Source organism: Pacificispira sp. HM-600, from assembly GCF_977993705.1.
In genome coordinates this window covers 2,126,961-2,141,670 of the sequence record NZ_OZ388079.1, presented here as the reverse complement: position 1 = coordinate 2,141,670, position 14,710 = coordinate 2,126,961, and the positions used below count along the sequence as shown (strand labels likewise).

Below are 14,710 nucleotides of genomic sequence, written 5' to 3'. Positions count from 1 at the left end.
TTCGACCCTGCAGCAGATCTCCAATCACATCCGGCTCTCAGTTCCCGCCGGCACTGCTGCCTGCTGCCTCCGTGTCGTGGTGCGCAAATCTATCCGAGCCTCTTGCCGCATCGGTGAGCAAGGATCTTGTTCACCCAACGTCGGGCTCGTGTGTCCGTCAGCGGATCACTCACGGACGAGCTGCGCGCGCTGAGACCTCGCTGCCTCTTCTTCAGCGACGGTCCCTACAAGTTCCGCGATCTTCACGACGATGTCTCGCATCGGTTCCTCCGCCGTGCTGAACCCTCCACGAGGGGCAAGCGTCGGGCTCACCTGATCGAGTTCTTCGAATGTCACGCCATGCATAACCGGGACGAGAAGGCTTCGGCGGAGCAAGGCGCTCAACTCATTGCTCCCTATGCTCCGGTCGGCACGCAGCTTCTCAAGCATTGCGGGCGTCACCAGCACGATTCCCATGCGCGAGCTCTCCGGAGGTGAGGCCCAGCGCGTCAAGCTCGCGACCGAGTTGCAGCGTGTGCAGCGTGGAGACACGCTGTACGTACTGGACGAGCCGACGTCAGGGCTCCACTGCGCCGACACGGATCGTCTGGTCACGCATCTGCAGACGCTGGTCGATGCGGGCAACACGGTCGTCGCCGCCGAGCTGGACATGCGCGTTATCGCGGTGGCCGATCACGTGATCGATCTTGGCCCCGGCGCGGGCGACGCCGACGGGACCGTGGTTGCAGCTGGCACGCCTGCGCATGTCGCGGACAAGGGCGTCGGTGCTTCGGCGAGATACCTCGCCGCGGCATTGGAGGAAGCCACAGGCGTGACTCGATCGTGACGGCAGAACCATCGCGCGGGTACTCGCCGCACCGTCGCCGGTACCTCACCCGTGGACTATGCCAACAAGGGTGAGGTACCGGCGACGCTCGACGAGATCATGGTCTCAGGCGGGGAGTTTGGAGCCCAGGACGTCCAACTTTTCGATCGTGGGCTCGCTGAACAGTTTGCCGGTCTGCTCGCCGAGAGCGACCGCGACGGCGCCGGACAGGTGCGCGTCGCGGCCGGCGTCATCGGGGAACACGTCGAAGATCCCGAAGGAGGACGGGCCGAGACGGATCGCGAACCATGCGACGGTGGCCGGTTCCTCCTCGACGAGCCCTCGCCCGATGCCGAGGAATTCCTGGACCTCGTCTTCCTTGCCGGGCAGGGCCTCCACCCTGACAAGCAGTCCCTTCGTCACGCTCATGACATCACCTCTTCCTGGGTCGAATTACTCGCAAATTTCGCCACGACCGTATCGCAGAATGCGGACAGGTCATCGGGCGAGCGGCTGGTGATCAGGTTGCCGTCCACCACGACGTCCTGGTCGACGACGTCAGCACCGGCGTTGCGCAGGTCCGTGCGGATACTCGGGAAGGACGTCAAGGTGCGACCTTCGACCACGCCTGCCTCGATCAGCGTCCACGGCCCGTGACAGATCGCCGCCACGGGCTTGCCGCTTTGGACGAACTCGCGGACGAAGGAGACGGCGTCGGGGTCAACCCGGAGTTGGTCGGGGTTCACCGTGCCGCCCGGGAGAAGCAGGGCGTCATAGTGGGTGACAGAGGCGTCCGCGACCAACCCGTCAACGGTGAACGTGCCTGCTGCATCCAGATCGTTCTCACGCGCCTGAATCTCACCGTCATGGATCGACAGGACCTCGGTCTGTGCACCAGCCTGCTCCAGTGCCTCGCGGGGCTTCTCGAGCTCGACTCGCTCAACCCCGTCGGCGGCGAGGATGGCGACTCTCCTGCCCTGTAGCGTCTCGGTCATATCAGCTCGCCTTCTTCTCGGTCGACATGCCGGGCTTGATGAGGACCTTGGTCCAACCCTTGGACCTGGCGTCGAAGTTCTTGTAGGCATCGGCGGCTTGGTCCAGCGAGATCTCGTGGGAGACGATCCACGAGGGGGTCGCCTTGCCGGCCGCGATCAAGTCCCGCAACTGGCGGTTGTACCGCTTGATGGGGGCCTGTCCGCTTCCCATGGTCTGCCCCTTGAACCAATGCGTTCCGAAATCGATGGCCGCCTTTCCCTGCCTCGCGAGATCATCCTTGCCTCCAGGGTCCTGGGGGACGAACACACCAACGGTGCCGATTCCTAGTGTCCGTTGATTTCTATCCAGCGCCGCCATCCGGCGTCGAGCTCGTCGGGATGGTGATAGTCGGTGACCAGGCGCCCGAGCGGCACCCCATTCCACTCAGGGAGGGCCTTGACGTGCTCTTCGTGCAGGAGATCGTCGATCATCTCCATCAGGGTCAGGGTGCTCACTGTGCGCCTTCCTGCCGGATCGAGTCGCTGGCCAGGTCTTCGTAGGTGGTATCGCTCGTGATGACGATGGCGGGCCGGGTGTGGGCGCGGGCCAGGTAGAACCGCAGGAGTTCGGTCGCGAGTTTCCGGGGCAGTTCGTGGAGCGGATCACCGATGAGCGGTGCCGCGTTCTCGGCGGCTTGCCACGCCCATAGCGCCTGGTAGTTGGTCAGGTTCTGCGCATCGAGGTCGTAGCCACCCTCGATGATGCGCAAAGCGATGGTCGCGTAGCCGAGCGGGCTTGGTGTCAGGTCGATCGTTTCCATGCTCTTCCTCCTCGTTGTTCCCGGTGGGTGCCGGGGGCACGGAGTGGCCGGTACCGGTGGCGGAACGCAGTGCCCGGAGGGGGCGGTACCGGACTGAGCGAAGCGAGGGAGGATAAGGAGCCCCCGTAGGGAACGGAGTGATAGAGCCGGTTTAGGCTCGGAGGTCCCCGACACCCACGGGATTGAATCTGGCCGCGTAGCGGCTCGCCCAGCGGCCGTCAGGCCGGCTCTCCCCGGAGGGGTACGACGACTGGCAGTCGACGCGGGACCGCTCGGAAGTAGCTGTGATCAGTGGACACCTCCTCTGCGTGGTGGGAGGTTTAGGGCATGAGTAAGCGGGAGCGGATCGCGAGGACTGCTGCGATCTCGAACGGCATGGTCTGGTTCGGGTTAGCGACGTTCGTTGGGTTCTTCGCCGCGGAGCTCGCGCCTGCAGCTTTCACAGGCGGGTGGGTGAGCATCGTCGGCTGGATTCTGCTGACTTTGGCTGCACTCGGCTTGCTGATCATGGGGCTCCTCGAGCAGCGCACGATGCGCGATGCCCGGATCAGTTCGCGCACGGCGCCCTGAGAGGCGAGTCGGTGGTTACCGAGTAGCCTGGATCGTTCTCGGCCGGAGATTGGAGACCGGTCATTGGTGCTAACCGACGCTACGCGGCGCATTTTGATCGTTTGATGGACGATCGCATTCTGGAGAAGATCGCGGCCGAGTTCCCTCTGCAGTCGCTGACGGACCAGGAACGTCAGGCCGAAGAACTACCGATCACTCGCGATCCGAAACCCAAACGCTGCCGCGCCTGGGTGCGGTTTGGTCCGCACGCGATGCACGTCGACGCGGTGGTGGTGGCGTGGACCGATGACGCCTGCGGCGTGGAGTTCCAGGTGCGCGATCGCACCCTGCGCTGCTGGGTGTGGCGCAATGCTGTCACGCCCGTCTGACGGCAACGATGAGGGGGGCAAGGCTCGCCGCCTTGCCCCCTCATCGTTCGCTTTGATCAGCGGTGGTCCCGAGGATTTCGAGTAACGACAGCCGTGGCGTGTCCGAGGTCAGGTCCGATGTGGGTGGCGTCGATCACGCGACGGTAAACCACACCCGCGTCACCCTCGAAGGATGCATCTCGCTCCTTTCCGATCACGATCACGGCGTCGCCCTTGTGCAGGGATGCCACTGTGCCTTCGCCCAGCTCGAACTTGGCTTCGATGTCGTGCGCGAGCGGCTTGAGTCCCTCCACCCGCTCTCCCCCGCGATATTCGGCTGTGTTCTCCAGGACGGTGAAACTCACGACCGTGGTCTTGCCTGCGGCGCGTGACTCCGGGTCCGCGGCGAGGTTTCCGGTGACGAATCGAACGGACATGATTGCTCCTTCTCTCTTCAGCAATTGGCGATGAGCCGGTTAATCTGGTCAGGTTGAAAGCCGCTCCAGTGGTCCTGGTCTGAAACGACTACGACGGGGGCTTCTGTGTAGCCGAGTTCTTCGACCACGTAGTCACGAGCTGCGGTGTTCTCTCGGATGTCGACCACTTTGAAGGGCACTCCCTTCGCCTCGAGCACGCGCGTCGTCAGGGTGCAACGAATGCAGGTGGGACCGGTCGAATAGACGACCACTACCTGTTCGTTCATTTGCTCGTTCCTCTCCCCCACCAACCGTTTTTCTTTGCCTTCCGGCAGACAGAGATAAGACGGAGTGCGGAGCGTGCAGTGCGCACCATCTCGGGCGAAATAAGCCTGGAGGGCGCGTCCGCGATGGTGGGAACGGAGTCGCGAGAGCCGACGTATTCTCGCCAGCCGGAAAGGTCAAAGAACCGCATGTGCTGCGCCGTGTAAACGGCTCCACAGTGTGCTGTGGCGGTGTTGGTTTGCGTCATGAAGGTCACCTGATCGGTAGCTCAGTACCGTCGATCGGGGGCCTTCTACATTCGCCGGCACCGCCGCAGAGTTCCATCCCGTAGAGCGCGTAGAACGCTTCTGGGTTAACGAAGTCGACGTACTGCGCGAAGGCTCCTTCGTCTTGCGAGCGCACGAGGGTGTCGAGTTGGGGGTTCACGTTGCCGGCGACGTTGATGCGTAGGTCCAGGTGGCACCCGCCCGAGGGCCCGGAATTGCCGACGGCCCCAATCGGCTGTCCCGCGGTCACATCGTCTCCGACAGAGACGATGACGTCTTTCGGCCACATGTGGAGGTAGCCGAGGTCGTAGCCGTCTGGGTGCTTAATCGTGACCTGGAAGTCCCCGGTATAGGTGACCCGGCCTTCTTGGATCGCGTAGACGGGATCGTTGCAGTTGTTGGGCCAGTGCTGGAGGTCGATCGCGACGTGCCAGTTGGTCGCGCCGGGGATGTTGATCTCGCGCGGGCCGTAGTCGGAGGTCATGTTGTAGCCGTCCGCGAGCGGATATACGAGTTCACCGGTCGCGCACGTTCCCACGGCTCCGGAGAGGGCCGTGACGATCTGCTCGGTCGCAGTGCCGTACTTCTCATAGTGGAAGGGATCGGCGTTGCGTTGGACTTTGTGGATGGCGAGTGTGGGTTCCATCGTTGACCACCCCTCCACAAGGACGAGCCGGTTGTAGAAGAGGGTCGCCGCAGTGGTGGGGTTCATCCGATCTTGCGGAGTTCCCCAGCTGTCTTGCTGCTGAAAGAGGCCGATCGAGGTCGTCGGAGAACCGTCAGGGTTGCGGACCCCGTTGGTTTCCCAGTCGCCGTACTCGATGTTGACGAGGCTGGACTCCCCCATCGCTGTCATGACGCCGAGTACCTGTGCGTCGCGATCGAGCCCAAGATCGATCGCTGCATTCATGATGTAGGCGGCATTGAGGAGCTGATCAGAGTCATAGCCGGCTACGGGTTCCGTCAGCATCGCGTCGACGTTGACACGCGTCCCAGTTCCGGCTCCGCAGGCAGCCGCGGGCGACAGAACGAACAGAATGATGCCCATCATGATGGCGACGACAAGAAGCCGCGCACGATGACGAGGACGAGGCCAGCTGCGCCCATCTTCGTGTCGGTCACCTCAAGTCGCACCGGTCGTATGCGTTCTGGTGCCGCGACGGCCGCGAGACAGCACTGAGGTCACGCTCCCGATCGTCCCCGTTAGATCGCGTTGAGCGCGCGGCGAACGGTGCTCGGACTCACCCCGACGACGTTTGCGATGTGGGGAATCGAACGACCGTGAGATCGCAGCTCGGTAGCGATGCTGATCTTCTCGGAGGTCATAACCGAAGGCCGACCTGGACGGCGACCCTCCGCTGAGGCTACGCGGAGACCGGCCCGGACGCGGTCCCCGAGCATGGCACGGCGCACATCGTCGAGTGTGATCAGGTAGCTGCTTGCACCGGAAACGGCAGTAGGGGTGACGTCCAGAACGGGCTCGGCGATGGAGCGGAAGACAATCGATCCATCATCCAGCGACCGAAGAGTCGCGACCAAGTGGTTCAGGGTGTGGGAGATGCGTGCTGCGCTCGTCACCAAAAGGGTGTCTCCCGCGCGGAGTCTCGCCAGACACTCCTTGAGTTCGGGCCGGTCGCGCGGATGCCCCTTCCCCAGATCGGCGAAGACTTTCTGGGCGCCGTGCGCTTTCAGCACGGCCGAGTCCTCACCGACAGAAGCAGCGTCGTGCAGCGCACGCGTGTAGCCGACGATATGCGCTGTCATCGGCCGATCGCAGGGAGCTCTAGCCCGGGTTCTGGCACGGTCACGGGTTCGCTCGTGGGCAATGCCGCGCGCTGACGCCGTAGCGACTGTGCCGCGGCCGCAAGCCGAGACTCAAGTTGTGGGCCTGTGGTCGAGCTCGCGGGCAGGTTCATTGCCGGGACGACCTGGCGGAGAGCCGCCTGATGCAACTCGATGAGGAAGTCAAGGTCTGTGGCTCGCGGCGGTAGCGAGCGGGCAAAGTCTGTGATGCGGCGCAGCTCTCCCAGCCACTCGACTGCGGCTCGCTTCGTGGGTCCGCCGGCGCGGCCGCGATTGAACGAGTCGATCGAATCGACGGGCAGTACGTTTCCGGACCCGTCGAGCATCGTCACCTCTACGCTCGGTTCGGCGGAAACAGCGGCCAGCACGTCGCGGACATTGGTCCAACGTGCATCGTGGTCAGCGACGGATGCCTCGACGGCATCACCTGTCCGTTGGATCTGCCGAAAGTGTGCCGACGCGACAGCAAGCAATGATTCTGCACGCCGGGGTAAAACAACGACCGCTTGCACTTGGTAGCCCGCATCGAGGAACTGCTTTGCGACACCCAGCGCCGCGACGGGCGTGCGGAAGTCGCCTTCGACAATGAGAGAGCGTCGCACCTCACGGGCATGGGAGATCGCCGCACGCAGCCACTCAGCAACATCCGCGTTCACGCTCGCAGTCGATGTAGCGCCCGTCGCTACGACCGCAGCGTGAAGGGCGCGAAGTTCAGTCGATGAGAGCACCGTGGCGGTCGGCGAGACCTCGAGCGCACGCGCGATTGCTCGTCCCCGGCCGCTCCCCGGCCCCCCAGCGATGAGAGTGAGGTGAGGTGAAGCATCCCCATCCACGGGTGGGAAAAGTAGCGGCTCGATAGTGCGTTCGTATTCGTTGAGGGGATCTCTGTTGCGCCCGGCTGCGACGTCGCTCACGTGTTGCTCGCGACGTTTGAACCGCGTGATTCGAGTTCAGCCGTGAGCCGGTCCACAGCCGCACGATCGAACCCATCGACGGCGTTGGCCTGCGCCCGAAGGCTGATAACGGAGTCCACCGACGCACCGCTCTGTTGGGCCCGCTGAAGAAGCTGAGACGCGAGCGCGCTGGCACGCTCACGCATCTCGTCGTACGCAATGGCGTCGTTCACGCGCCATGCAGATTGGCCAGCCGCCATGTTCTCCGCCTCCTGGCGCGAGTTTAGCTGGCTAAACCGAAAAGGCTGAAGGCGGTATTTCGGCGTTCCTGTCCTTCGCCGTGATATCTAGCTTCCTCGCGGCGGTGTGCGGTTGTCAGGGGCACGGCGCCAGCCGTGTCGCGACGCGACGCGAAGCGCCCTTGACGGCCGCGCGCCGTCGCGTACGATCGCGGATCACAGGTCGAAGGGATTACTGACGTGTGAGAGAGGTGATGTCTCTGATGAATGCGCGCCGGTCGGCGGTGGGATCGGTGATGAGTCCAGCGATGCGCAACCGCCACGCCCCGCGCTCTGGCCCTTGCAAGCCGACGAGTGGCTTGATGCACCATGCGACATCCTCGCCGAGGGTGTAGCCCGGCTCCTCGGTCGCGCGCTCGGGGTAGTAGGTGAAGGCCGCAACTGCAACGCGCGTGATGGTCGCTTCGACGTCGGTTCTATCGATCATGCTGTTCCCTTCGTTTCGTGCTTGCAGAAGCGGCTGCGCCAATATTCTCGTTCCCCGCGATGCACAGGGCTAACTCGTGAGTTCACGTGAGGATCACACCAACGACGCGCATGGGGAGGAATCATCGCCCCATTCCTTCCCTCTGAGAGTTCGGGCCGGCGTGTGGTCGGGCGGCATCTGCTCGCTCGATGGCGCGGCGTTCGCCGATCCGGAGCCGTGCATTGATCTCGCGCGCGACGTCCTCCATGCGTTGCTCTTCGGCGGAAAGCCGGCCCGCAACATCGTGTCGGAGTTCGGGGTTGCGGTAGGCGTAGTGGGCGGTGCGGGCGCGGTAACAATCGCGTTGCCATTCGTCGAGGAGACGTTGCGGCGTGCGACCTTCGTCGCGGAGGGCAGCGACCGCATCCGCCTCCCGATACCGCGCGAAGAACAGCGTGGCGCTCTCGAGGTTGGTGTCGCGTTCGATGGATGTTGTGCGGTGTCGCCTATGCGGTGGAAGCCCGGCCTCGATGCGGCGGCGTTCTCGTGCCTTCCAGGCGCGAGCCGCCGCGAGTTGGCGGTCCTTGTTTGCCGCGTAGTACTCGCGCCTTCTCGCCTTGATCTGCTCGGCGTTGCGTTCGTAGTGGCGGCGCGCGTTTGCCTTCTTCTGCTCCGGGTCGTCCCGATACTTGTCACGGCGTTTCGCCGACTGTTCTTCTCTATGCCGCTCACGCCACTCCGCGTTCGCACGTGCGCGCTCCTCGCGATACGCGTCGGGATCTGCGGCCTTGCGTCGAGCAAGGTAGTCACGCTGGTACGCACGGCGTTGCTCGATGTTGGCGTGGTAATAGTCGCGGGCCTTCTTCGCGTTCTTCTCGCGGCGCTCTTCCTCACGCCGCTTCTGCTCCGCCGCGCGGCGGTTGCGGTCCACCTCCCTCCGATTTATCCGCTCGCGGTTCACGGCGTCATAGTTCCTCCGGTATTCGCGAATGTGATCCTGATTGTTCTGCCGCCACTGCCGTTTGTACTCACGGGTCCGCTCGCGCGCCTCCTCCGATTCCTCCACTGGGCATCACCGCCCGATCCTGGCCATGAACGTGGGAGCTGGACGGGCTGCTGGCGAATGGGTCGTGCCTGCGCTGGCGAGCCGGTCGATGAGATCGGGCCGGAACCCCGACCAATGGTGCTGTGGCTCATCGTCGACGATGACCACAGGGGCCTCGCTGTACCCAAGGTCTTCGGTGATGAACTGGCGAGCGGCCAGGTTGTTCGCATCCGTCACGTCAATGACGGTGAATCGGATGCCGGTCGCCTCCAACTTGTGGATCGTCAGCCGACACCGCTGGCAGGACGATCCGGTCGAGTAGACGGTCACGGAGAGCATCAGGTCAGCCCCCGCGCCGTTACATCGACAGCCGACGTCCCGATCCTCGGCACTCCTGAAGTTGCAGAGTCCGGGGCTCCTGCAGCGGCAGAGTTCGGAACTTTCGAAGTCCCAGAGTGCGTACGTTCCGAAGTCACGGACCGCAGGAGTTCGTCCTCGCTGTCACCGACAAGCTGATCCGCGTTCGCCAGCAGCAGGTCGATCGCAACGCGGACGAGCGTGTTCTCGGTGATCCGCTCCTGACGGTCGGTGCGGCGTCGCATCAGTGCGCGGGCGAGTTGGGTGAGCGCGACGTACTGGTCCTCTCGCACCCGAGTTTCTTTGCGGGTGAGGCGGGCGTATTTCGCCGCACCCCGCGCGGGCGGAGACGTTTTCGCCGCCGTCTCATTGGCCATTGCGCGCCCGGGCGGCGGGGTAGGTGACGCGACGCGCCCTCGGGCGTCGCCAAGTTGTCCTGCGAGATCGATCTTGCCCATCATCACCACCTCGAGTGCAGTCCGGATGGCAGGTAAGACGTGAGCTCGAACCCGACGCGCGTGATGTCAGCGATCGATCCCTCGGTCCGGCGAGTGTCGGTGAGGTTGGTTACCAGCCGACCGAGCATTGGCGCGTGCGCGTGAATCAGGTACTGGCGCAGGTAGGCCTGGAAGGTTGGCAACCCGAACGACTTCTGCAGGACCGTTTGCCATTGCTGGTACTGGCCCGAGATACGCCCGTCAACGCGGTTCAGCAGCACCCGGTAGGGCAGTCCGCGAGGTTCGATCAGGCGAGTAACCGTTCGGACAGTCGGGTCGATCGCCATCGGCTCAGGGACGACCGGAACGATGACGTAGTCCGCCGCATCGAGGACAGCTTCGAGCGTGCGTGTGTCCTCGAGGCTGCCGGGCGTGTCAACGACGACGAGGTCGTACAGATCACCCAGATCCCGGAGTCGAGTGAGCACCGCGGGGTCGTGGTCGTCAGCAAAGTCGAAGGGAATGTGTTCGGCCATGTTCTGCGCCCACCACGTGGTCGAACCCTGCGGATCGACATCAACGACCAGCATCCGATACGTCCTGGAGAGGTGAGCCGCGAGTTGCATCGCAACCGTCGTCTTGCCGACCCCACCCTTTTGGTTGGCTACAGCGATGATCTTCACGATGCGCCTACGCAGTGCCGAACTTCGGAACGTGGGATGTGTCGGAGAACGGAAGTCCCGAGGTTCGAGAGTGTCGGAGTTTCGACGCCAGCGGTCCCTCCCCGTAGTCGGGTAGCCAGGATCCGCGGATTTGCCGTTCGGTGTTCCCTTCTCTGTTCACCTCCCTGATCTCTCACTACTAGTGAGACACCAGACCGATAGGCGTGGGACGTGACGCCGATACCCCTCTCGGCGTGAGGCCGATACCGACCGGACAAGAGACCGACGCCCGCTGCCGGCCCTATCGGTGTCCTGTCCGGACGCGGCCCGGCGATGGCCGGCCATCGGACGGTGCGCCGACATTGTGGATAGTGCCGTTCGCTGCTGCGAATCTCCGGCGATGCATCCACGCCTGATCCTTCTCGCGGTACTCCTCGGGAACCGCGGGGAACCGGTAGATGCTCGACAGCCACCGACCGTCGACCCGCCGGTCGCGTGCGATGTGCACCAGTCCCGACTCGCCAAGCACCTTCACGACGCGTTGCACCGTTCGCACGTTCAGGCAGGTGCGGCGAGCGATCGTCGCGTACGACGGATATGCGTACCCCTCTGCGGCGCTCTCCAGCTCTGCGAGGCACAGCAACACGAGTTTCTCGGCGGGTGATAGCGGAACCCACGGGACATCCTCCGGCCCTGCCGGTGCATCCGTTGCGATCCTGGGACGATTGTCCGTCTCCCAGGCCCAGTTGCGTGCGCTCAGGCTCATGGGCAACTTCTGCCGTCGGCATCCATATGCACGTCACGACTCACACGCCCTCGGACGCGCCGTTGCGAACCGACGCTTCGACCCATTCCTCCAGCTCATCCAGCGCGTACACGATGGTCCGGCCGAGCTTCCGATACTGCGGACCCTTCTTCTCGTATCGCCACATCGCGAGCTTGCCTCTCGTCACGCCAGGCAGCATCGCCACCACCTCGTCCGGGCTCAGGAACGTGTGGGCGAGTCCCGTTCGTGTGGTGTTCGTCGTGCTCGTCATGATCCAACTCCTTTGCGTATACCCGACAAGGTTTGACGAGAGTGAATCAGATGTGGCAGACTGCGTCAAGGTTATACATGCACATTCGTGACGCGGAGAGGCAAACTGAGGAGGTGATAGTCGACGTGCGAACACTCGAAGGCGACCCCGTCACGTGGCGTGACGCCACCCTGCTCATCGGGTCCGCGTTACGCATCGTCCCGGCATTCCGGGCGACCGTCGAAGAGGCGGACCTGCCATACGACACGACAGTGCAGGCGCGCTTCGACCGAGATCTCGGCCGCTATCGCGTTACCTCCGTCAATGTCGTCATCGCCGAGCCGGACGGCGAGATCAACGGATCAGCGCTGCGCCGCGTGCGTGTCCAAGAGATCGTGCAAGCGGCGACGCCTTCATGCATTGCAATCTCGTTTGATGACGGCAACGACCCAACGCCCCTGAGCGAACTCACGACCACCGAAGGTCGCCTCATCCCCGAGTGGATGGCGGAACAAGCCCGCCAACGCGCCAACAAGGACGCGCGCATGGATCTCGTTGAGTTGATCTACAGCGCCGCTGCTCTATCAGGGCAAGCACCGACCAAAGCCGTTCAGGCAGAACTCAACGTCCCTTACCGCACCGCCGCGGACTGGATCTCCAAGGCCCGCACCGCAGGACGCCTCGAAGGCATGAGCTACATCGCCGGCCGACAGGCGGATGGGTAGCGTCCACGCTTACAACACCAAGAGCGGCAAGCGATATCGGGCCCTGTACCGACGTCCCGACGGCTCGCAGGGCCAGAAACGCGGTTTCGCGACGAAGCGAGACGCTCAGCTGTACGTCGGAAGCGTCGAGACAGCGAAAGCCCTCGGCGACTACGTCAATCCCACTGACGCAAAGGTCACCGTCGACACGCTCGGGACAGATTGGCTCGCCAACCGACGTTCAGACCTGAAGCCGTCCACGTTTCGGTCGATCGATTCGGCGTGGAGGATCCACGTGCAACCGAAATGGGGAAACCGCGCGGTCGGTGGCATTCGCCACTCTGAGGTGCAGACCTGGCTGTCAACGCTCGCTCGCACGCACAGCGCCACCACCGTGCTGAGGGTGCATGGGGTTCTGGCGAGCATCCTCGACGTCGCGGTCCGCGATCGGCGGATCACGATCCATCCGGCCCGAGAGCTAAAGCTCCCGAAAAAACTGCGAAAAGCGCGCGCCTACCTGACACATCGTCAAGTGACGCAGCTCGCGAGCACGGCGCGCTACCCCACGCTGATCAACCTGCTCGCATACACGGGCCTCCGGTGGGGCGAGGCGACCGGTCTACGCGTGAAGCACGTGTCTTTCGAACGGCGTCGACTGTTCGTCGAAGAGAACGCCGTCCTCGTCAACGCCGAGATACACGTCGGGTCTCCCAAGACGGGTAGGTCCCGATCGGTACCGTTCCCCAACTTTCTTGCCGAGGACCTCCGACAGTTGTGCAGCGGCAAACGTGCTGATGACATCGTCTTCGGCGACGGCTACCGGCACATGAGACTTCCTCAATCTCAAGACGGGTGGTTTGCTGCGGCTGTCAAGCGAGCCCGAACTGCCGATCCGACGTTCCCGGTCATCTCGCCTCACGACCTCAGACACACTGCGGCAAGCCTCGCGATAAGCGCTGGCGCGAACGTGAAGGCCGTGCAACGCATGCTGGGCCACGCCTCCGCTGCCATGACTCTGGACACCTACGCGGACCTGTTCGACGACGACCTTGACCGCGTTTCGCAGGCGCTCGATCAAGCTCGTTTCGATTCAACTGTTGCCAATCCGTTGCCACAGGACGGCTAATCGATCAAGAAAGCCCCCGAGAATCCGCGTAATTACGGGGTTCTCGGGGGCTTTTGAAGTGGCGGTGACGGTGGGATTTGAACCCACGGTAGGGGGTCACCCTACACAACTTTTCGAGAGTTGCACCTTCGGCCGCTCGGACACGTCACCGCCGAATAGCTTACGTCCCCGCGGGTCCACCCGCCAATCGCACGAAATCACAGCACCCCGCCTCACTCCCCCGCGAAAGCCCTCGGCCTGCTTGACCTCACTCGCCACCCGCACTCCGTAGCGGTAGGAGAGCTTGCCGCCCAGCCATCCCGAAATGCTCAACACCAACAGACTCAGGATGCTGACGACAAACGTCCCGACCGGGATCTCGTCCGTGGTGCTGCGGAAGAACAGCTGCACGGCGTATGCGCCGCAGACGGTGATGTTCAGGCCCATATGGAACGTCGCCGTACTCGCGGCCTGCGTGCGGTCGGGGATTCGTAGGTAGTCCAGCACGCCGAAGAAGATAGCGGCGATGCTCCCCAGCACGCCGATCACGATCAGCACACGCGACCCGATCGCGAAGGGCTCGGGATCGGTCGAGACGAGTCCGATGATGTCGAAGACGAGGCTGGCGATCCACGCGCCGATCGGGATCGTCACGGCGATCGGATGAAACGGATGCCCGTAGGGCCCAGCCAGAACAGTAGCCGGACGCTTCGCGGGCGAGATGTCTTCATCGGGCATGCGTACCTCCTGAGCGGGTGAAGATTCGGTTCACGGCAACGGTTCGAGACCCTCGCGCTGGGTTTGCTCGTCCGCGACGCGAACACCGAAGGTGTGCGCGAGCTTGCCACCGAGCCAACCCGAGATGCTGAGGATCGCGAGGCCGCCGATGCTCAGGATGACCGCCAACGTGGAGACGCCTTCACTTGAGCTGCCGCTGCCGCTGCCGCTGCCGCTGCCGCTGCCGCTGAAAATGTCGCCGCGCAGAAGCAGGCTCGCGAGGAAAATGCCCATCGCGATCAGGTTGAGGATCATGTGCGTCGTGCCCGTGGCTCGGGCGGGCGTGCCGCGCGGGATGGTCAGCCAATCCAGAAACCCCAGGACGGCGGCGACGACCGCGACGATCAGCCCGATGAGGATCAGGATCCGTGCCCCCATCACGAACGGTGCGGGTGAGGACTGCGTGATCGCGATGAGGTCGAACACAACGCTCGACACCCACGCCCCGATCGGGATGATCACGGCAATCGGATGAAACGGGTGACCGTACGGGCCGGCGATCCGGGTGAGCGGGTACTTGGCAACGGGGCGCGGTGGACTGTGCATCGGGGCCTCCGAGACGAGTCATGCAGCGAACGAGCAACGCGGAGCGAAGCCAGGTGAGGTGACGAGATTACGGTCGACCCCGTGGGTTCCCATCGGGGGTTGACACGGTCGCCGTTCTGCCGCATCGTGGGCGATCGGCCGCGCACCACATCTGTCCGCGAACTCGCCTGCTGCCG

25 protein-coding genes, 1 tRNA gene and 1 pseudogene are annotated in these 14,710 nt (G+C 63.8%); 5 read left to right on the top strand and 22 right to left on the bottom strand.

Annotation, left to right across the window (positions count from 1 at the left end; all coding sequences use genetic code 11):
• Positions 1-165: 165 nt before the first annotated feature.
• Complete coding sequence (locus ACXZ1E_RS10200) at positions 166-456, bottom strand: hypothetical protein (RefSeq protein ID WP_206494301.1); 291 nt, start codon at positions 454-456, stop codon at positions 166-168.
• Here ACXZ1E_RS10200 and ACXZ1E_RS10195 point away from each other — a divergent pair.
• A complete protein-coding gene (locus tag ACXZ1E_RS10195; protein WP_458351941.1) occupies positions 455-826 on the top strand; it encodes a hypothetical protein in 372 nt (123 codons plus the stop codon). The genes ACXZ1E_RS10200 and ACXZ1E_RS10195 overlap by 2 nt on opposite strands.
• Before the next feature lie 105 nt (positions 827-931).
• Here ACXZ1E_RS10195 and ACXZ1E_RS10190 read toward each other — a convergent pair whose 3' ends face one another.
• The 5 genes from ACXZ1E_RS10190 to ACXZ1E_RS10170 form a co-directional block, all read right to left on the bottom strand.
• Positions 932-1,234 carry a putative quinol monooxygenase gene (locus ACXZ1E_RS10190; protein WP_206494300.1) on the bottom strand — a complete coding sequence of 101 codons (303 nt, stop codon included), beginning with the start codon at positions 1,232-1,234 and terminating at the stop codon, positions 932-934.
• On the bottom strand, positions 1,231-1,800 hold the full coding sequence (locus tag ACXZ1E_RS10185) for a DJ-1/PfpI/YhbO family deglycase/protease (protein WP_206494299.1): 570 nt from the start codon (positions 1,798-1,800) through the stop codon (positions 1,231-1,233). The genes ACXZ1E_RS10190 and ACXZ1E_RS10185 overlap by 4 nt, the downstream gene beginning before the upstream one ends.
• Before the next feature lies 1 nt (position 1,801).
• Positions 1,802-2,011, bottom strand: coding sequence for a hypothetical protein (locus ACXZ1E_RS10180; RefSeq protein ID WP_458040404.1), 210 nt, complete (start codon positions 2,009-2,011; stop codon positions 1,802-1,804).
• Positions 2,012-2,124: 113 nt separating this feature from the next.
• The gene (locus ACXZ1E_RS10175) at positions 2,125-2,295 is read right to left on the bottom strand and encodes a hypothetical protein (protein ID WP_458040403.1); all 171 of its coding nucleotides are present in this window, start codon (positions 2,293-2,295) and stop codon (positions 2,125-2,127) included.
• A complete protein-coding gene (locus tag ACXZ1E_RS10170; RefSeq protein WP_458040402.1) occupies positions 2,292-2,600 on the bottom strand; it encodes a hypothetical protein in 309 nt (102 codons plus the stop codon). Before ACXZ1E_RS10170 ends, ACXZ1E_RS10175 begins: the two co-directional genes overlap by 4 nt.
• Positions 2,601-2,927: 327 nt before the next feature.
• Here ACXZ1E_RS10170 and ACXZ1E_RS10165 point away from each other — a divergent pair, with 327 nt between their 5' ends.
• Together ACXZ1E_RS10165 and ACXZ1E_RS10160 are read left to right on the top strand one after the other, a co-directional pair.
• Positions 2,928-3,170 carry a hypothetical protein gene (locus tag ACXZ1E_RS10165; protein ID WP_458040401.1) on the top strand — a complete coding sequence of 81 codons (243 nt, stop codon included), beginning with the start codon at positions 2,928-2,930 and terminating at the stop codon, positions 3,168-3,170.
• Between the two features lie 104 nt (positions 3,171-3,274).
• The gene (locus ACXZ1E_RS10160; RefSeq protein WP_458040400.1) at positions 3,275-3,538 is read left to right on the top strand and encodes a hypothetical protein; all 264 of its coding nucleotides are present in this window, start codon (positions 3,275-3,277) and stop codon (positions 3,536-3,538) included.
• A 56-nt stretch (positions 3,539-3,594) separates the two neighbouring features.
• Here ACXZ1E_RS10160 and ACXZ1E_RS10155 read toward each other — a convergent pair whose 3' ends face one another.
• The 13 genes from ACXZ1E_RS10155 to ACXZ1E_RS10095 form a co-directional block, all read right to left on the bottom strand.
• On the bottom strand, positions 3,595-3,954 hold the full coding sequence (locus tag ACXZ1E_RS10155; RefSeq protein ID WP_458040399.1) for a hypothetical protein: 360 nt from the start codon (positions 3,952-3,954) through the stop codon (positions 3,595-3,597).
• 17 nt (positions 3,955-3,971) lie between these two features.
• Entirely contained in the window at positions 3,972-4,220 is a 249-nt protein-coding gene (locus tag ACXZ1E_RS10150; RefSeq protein ID WP_458040398.1) for a glutaredoxin domain-containing protein, read from the bottom strand.
• Between the two features lie 250 nt (positions 4,221-4,470).
• Entirely contained in the window at positions 4,471-5,535 is a 1,065-nt protein-coding gene (locus tag ACXZ1E_RS10145) for a M23 family metallopeptidase (protein WP_458040397.1), read from the bottom strand.
• A gap of 152 nt (positions 5,536-5,687) precedes the next feature.
• On the bottom strand, positions 5,688-6,248 hold the full coding sequence (locus tag ACXZ1E_RS10140; protein WP_458040396.1) for a recombinase family protein: 561 nt from the start codon (positions 6,246-6,248) through the stop codon (positions 5,688-5,690).
• Positions 6,245-7,120 (bottom strand): zeta toxin family protein, encoded by an 876-nt coding sequence (locus ACXZ1E_RS10135; protein ID WP_458042913.1) that lies wholly within the window; start codon positions 7,118-7,120, stop codon positions 6,245-6,247. Before ACXZ1E_RS10135 ends, ACXZ1E_RS10140 begins: the two co-directional genes overlap by 4 nt.
• Before the next feature lie 77 nt (positions 7,121-7,197).
• Complete coding sequence (locus tag ACXZ1E_RS10130; RefSeq protein WP_458040395.1) at positions 7,198-7,413, bottom strand: hypothetical protein; 216 nt, start codon at positions 7,411-7,413, stop codon at positions 7,198-7,200.
• Between the two features lie 238 nt (positions 7,414-7,651).
• Positions 7,652-7,906 (bottom strand): hypothetical protein, encoded by a 255-nt coding sequence (locus tag ACXZ1E_RS10125; protein WP_458040394.1) that lies wholly within the window; start codon positions 7,904-7,906, stop codon positions 7,652-7,654.
• A 121-nt stretch (positions 7,907-8,027) separates the two neighbouring features.
• On the bottom strand, positions 8,028-8,816 hold the full coding sequence (locus ACXZ1E_RS10120) for a hypothetical protein (protein ID WP_458040393.1): 789 nt from the start codon (positions 8,814-8,816) through the stop codon (positions 8,028-8,030).
• Between the two features lie 141 nt (positions 8,817-8,957).
• Positions 8,958-9,269, bottom strand: coding sequence for a glutaredoxin family protein (locus ACXZ1E_RS10115; protein ID WP_458040392.1), 312 nt, complete (start codon positions 9,267-9,269; stop codon positions 8,958-8,960).
• Positions 9,269-9,580 (bottom strand): hypothetical protein, encoded by a 312-nt coding sequence (locus ACXZ1E_RS10110; RefSeq protein ID WP_458040391.1) that lies wholly within the window; start codon positions 9,578-9,580, stop codon positions 9,269-9,271. The genes ACXZ1E_RS10115 and ACXZ1E_RS10110 overlap by 1 nt, the downstream gene beginning before the upstream one ends.
• 167 nt (positions 9,581-9,747) lie before the next feature.
• Entirely contained in the window at positions 9,748-10,407 is a 660-nt protein-coding gene (locus ACXZ1E_RS10105; protein ID WP_458040390.1) for an AAA family ATPase, read from the bottom strand.
• Between the two features lie 280 nt (positions 10,408-10,687).
• Positions 10,688-11,152: a helix-turn-helix domain-containing protein gene (locus tag ACXZ1E_RS10100; protein WP_458040389.1), complete on the bottom strand. Its 465-nt coding sequence runs from the start codon at positions 11,150-11,152 to the stop codon at positions 10,688-10,690.
• A 40-nt stretch (positions 11,153-11,192) separates the two neighbouring features.
• Positions 11,193-11,423, bottom strand: coding sequence for a helix-turn-helix transcriptional regulator (locus ACXZ1E_RS10095; protein ID WP_458040388.1), 231 nt, complete (start codon positions 11,421-11,423; stop codon positions 11,193-11,195).
• 125 nt (positions 11,424-11,548) lie between these two features.
• On the opposite strand from ACXZ1E_RS10095, the gene ACXZ1E_RS10090 reads away from it, so the two are divergent.
• Positions 11,549-12,127 (top strand): hypothetical protein, encoded by a 579-nt coding sequence (locus ACXZ1E_RS10090; protein WP_458040387.1) that lies wholly within the window; start codon positions 11,549-11,551, stop codon positions 12,125-12,127.
• A complete protein-coding gene (locus tag ACXZ1E_RS10085; RefSeq protein ID WP_458040386.1) occupies positions 12,120-13,232 on the top strand; it encodes a tyrosine-type recombinase/integrase in 1,113 nt (370 codons plus the stop codon). The genes ACXZ1E_RS10090 and ACXZ1E_RS10085 overlap by 8 nt, the downstream gene beginning before the upstream one ends.
• A gap of 59 nt (positions 13,233-13,291) precedes the next feature.
• Here the strand turns inward: ACXZ1E_RS10085 and ACXZ1E_RS10080 are convergent.
• The 3 genes and pseudogenes from ACXZ1E_RS10080 to ACXZ1E_RS10070 all read right to left on the bottom strand — a co-directional run bounded on the left by ACXZ1E_RS10080 (position 13,292) and on the right by ACXZ1E_RS10070 (position 14,534).
• Positions 13,292-13,382 (bottom strand) — tRNA-Ser (locus ACXZ1E_RS10080).
• Positions 13,383-13,544: 162 nt separating this feature from the next.
• Positions 13,545-13,949, bottom strand: a pseudogene (locus ACXZ1E_RS10075) (DUF2231 domain-containing protein); the annotation flags it as partial.
• A gap of 30 nt (positions 13,950-13,979) precedes the next feature.
• Positions 13,980-14,534, bottom strand: coding sequence for a DUF2231 domain-containing protein (locus ACXZ1E_RS10070; RefSeq protein WP_458040385.1), 555 nt, complete (start codon positions 14,532-14,534; stop codon positions 13,980-13,982).
• Positions 14,535-14,710 lie beyond the last annotated feature (176 nt).

What these genes read in the sequence shown, in the direction of transcription:
- ACXZ1E_RS10195 (WP_458351941.1), top strand. Translation starts at nt 455, where the DNA reads ATGCGCGAGCTCTCCGGAGGTGAGGCCCAGCGCGTCAAGCTCGCGACC.
- ACXZ1E_RS10200 (WP_206494301.1), bottom strand. Translation starts at nt 456, where the DNA reads ATGGGAATCGTGCTGGTGACGCCCGCAATGCTTGAGAAGCTGCGTGCC.
- ACXZ1E_RS10190 (WP_206494300.1), bottom strand. Translation starts at nt 1,234, where the DNA reads ATGAGCGTGACGAAGGGACTGCTTGTCAGGGTGGAGGCCCTGCCCGGC.
- ACXZ1E_RS10185 (WP_206494299.1), bottom strand. Translation starts at nt 1,800, where the DNA reads ATGACCGAGACGCTACAGGGCAGGAGAGTCGCCATCCTCGCCGCCGAC.
- ACXZ1E_RS10180 (WP_458040404.1), bottom strand. Translation starts at nt 2,011, where the DNA reads ATGGGAAGCGGACAGGCCCCCATCAAGCGGTACAACCGCCAGTTGCGG.
- ACXZ1E_RS10170 (WP_458040402.1), bottom strand. Translation starts at nt 2,600, where the DNA reads ATGGAAACGATCGACCTGACACCAAGCCCGCTCGGCTACGCGACCATC.
- ACXZ1E_RS10165 (WP_458040401.1), top strand. Translation starts at nt 2,928, where the DNA reads ATGAGTAAGCGGGAGCGGATCGCGAGGACTGCTGCGATCTCGAACGGC.
- ACXZ1E_RS10160 (WP_458040400.1), top strand. Translation starts at nt 3,275, where the DNA reads ATGGACGATCGCATTCTGGAGAAGATCGCGGCCGAGTTCCCTCTGCAG.
- ACXZ1E_RS10155 (WP_458040399.1), bottom strand. Translation starts at nt 3,954, where the DNA reads ATGTCCGTTCGATTCGTCACCGGAAACCTCGCCGCGGACCCGGAGTCA.
- ACXZ1E_RS10150 (WP_458040398.1), bottom strand. Translation starts at nt 4,220, where the DNA reads ATGAACGAACAGGTAGTGGTCGTCTATTCGACCGGTCCCACCTGCATT.
- ACXZ1E_RS10145 (WP_458040397.1), bottom strand. Translation starts at nt 5,535, where the DNA reads ATGATGGGCATCATTCTGTTCGTTCTGTCGCCCGCGGCTGCCTGCGGA.
- ACXZ1E_RS10140 (WP_458040396.1), bottom strand. Translation starts at nt 6,248, where the DNA reads ATGACAGCGCATATCGTCGGCTACACGCGTGCGCTGCACGACGCTGCT.
- ACXZ1E_RS10125 (WP_458040394.1), bottom strand. Translation starts at nt 7,906, where the DNA reads ATGATCGATAGAACCGACGTCGAAGCGACCATCACGCGCGTTGCAGTT.
- ACXZ1E_RS10115 (WP_458040392.1), bottom strand. Translation starts at nt 9,269, where the DNA reads ATGCTCTCCGTGACCGTCTACTCGACCGGATCGTCCTGCCAGCGGTGT.
- ACXZ1E_RS10100 (WP_458040389.1), bottom strand. Translation starts at nt 11,152, where the DNA reads ATGAGCCTGAGCGCACGCAACTGGGCCTGGGAGACGGACAATCGTCCC.
- ACXZ1E_RS10095 (WP_458040388.1), bottom strand. Translation starts at nt 11,423, where the DNA reads ATGACGAGCACGACGAACACCACACGAACGGGACTCGCCCACACGTTC.
- ACXZ1E_RS10085 (WP_458040386.1), top strand. Translation starts at nt 12,120, where the DNA reads ATGGGTAGCGTCCACGCTTACAACACCAAGAGCGGCAAGCGATATCGG.
- ACXZ1E_RS10070 (WP_458040385.1), bottom strand. Translation starts at nt 14,534, where the DNA reads ATGCACAGTCCACCGCGCCCCGTTGCCAAGTACCCGCTCACCCGGATC.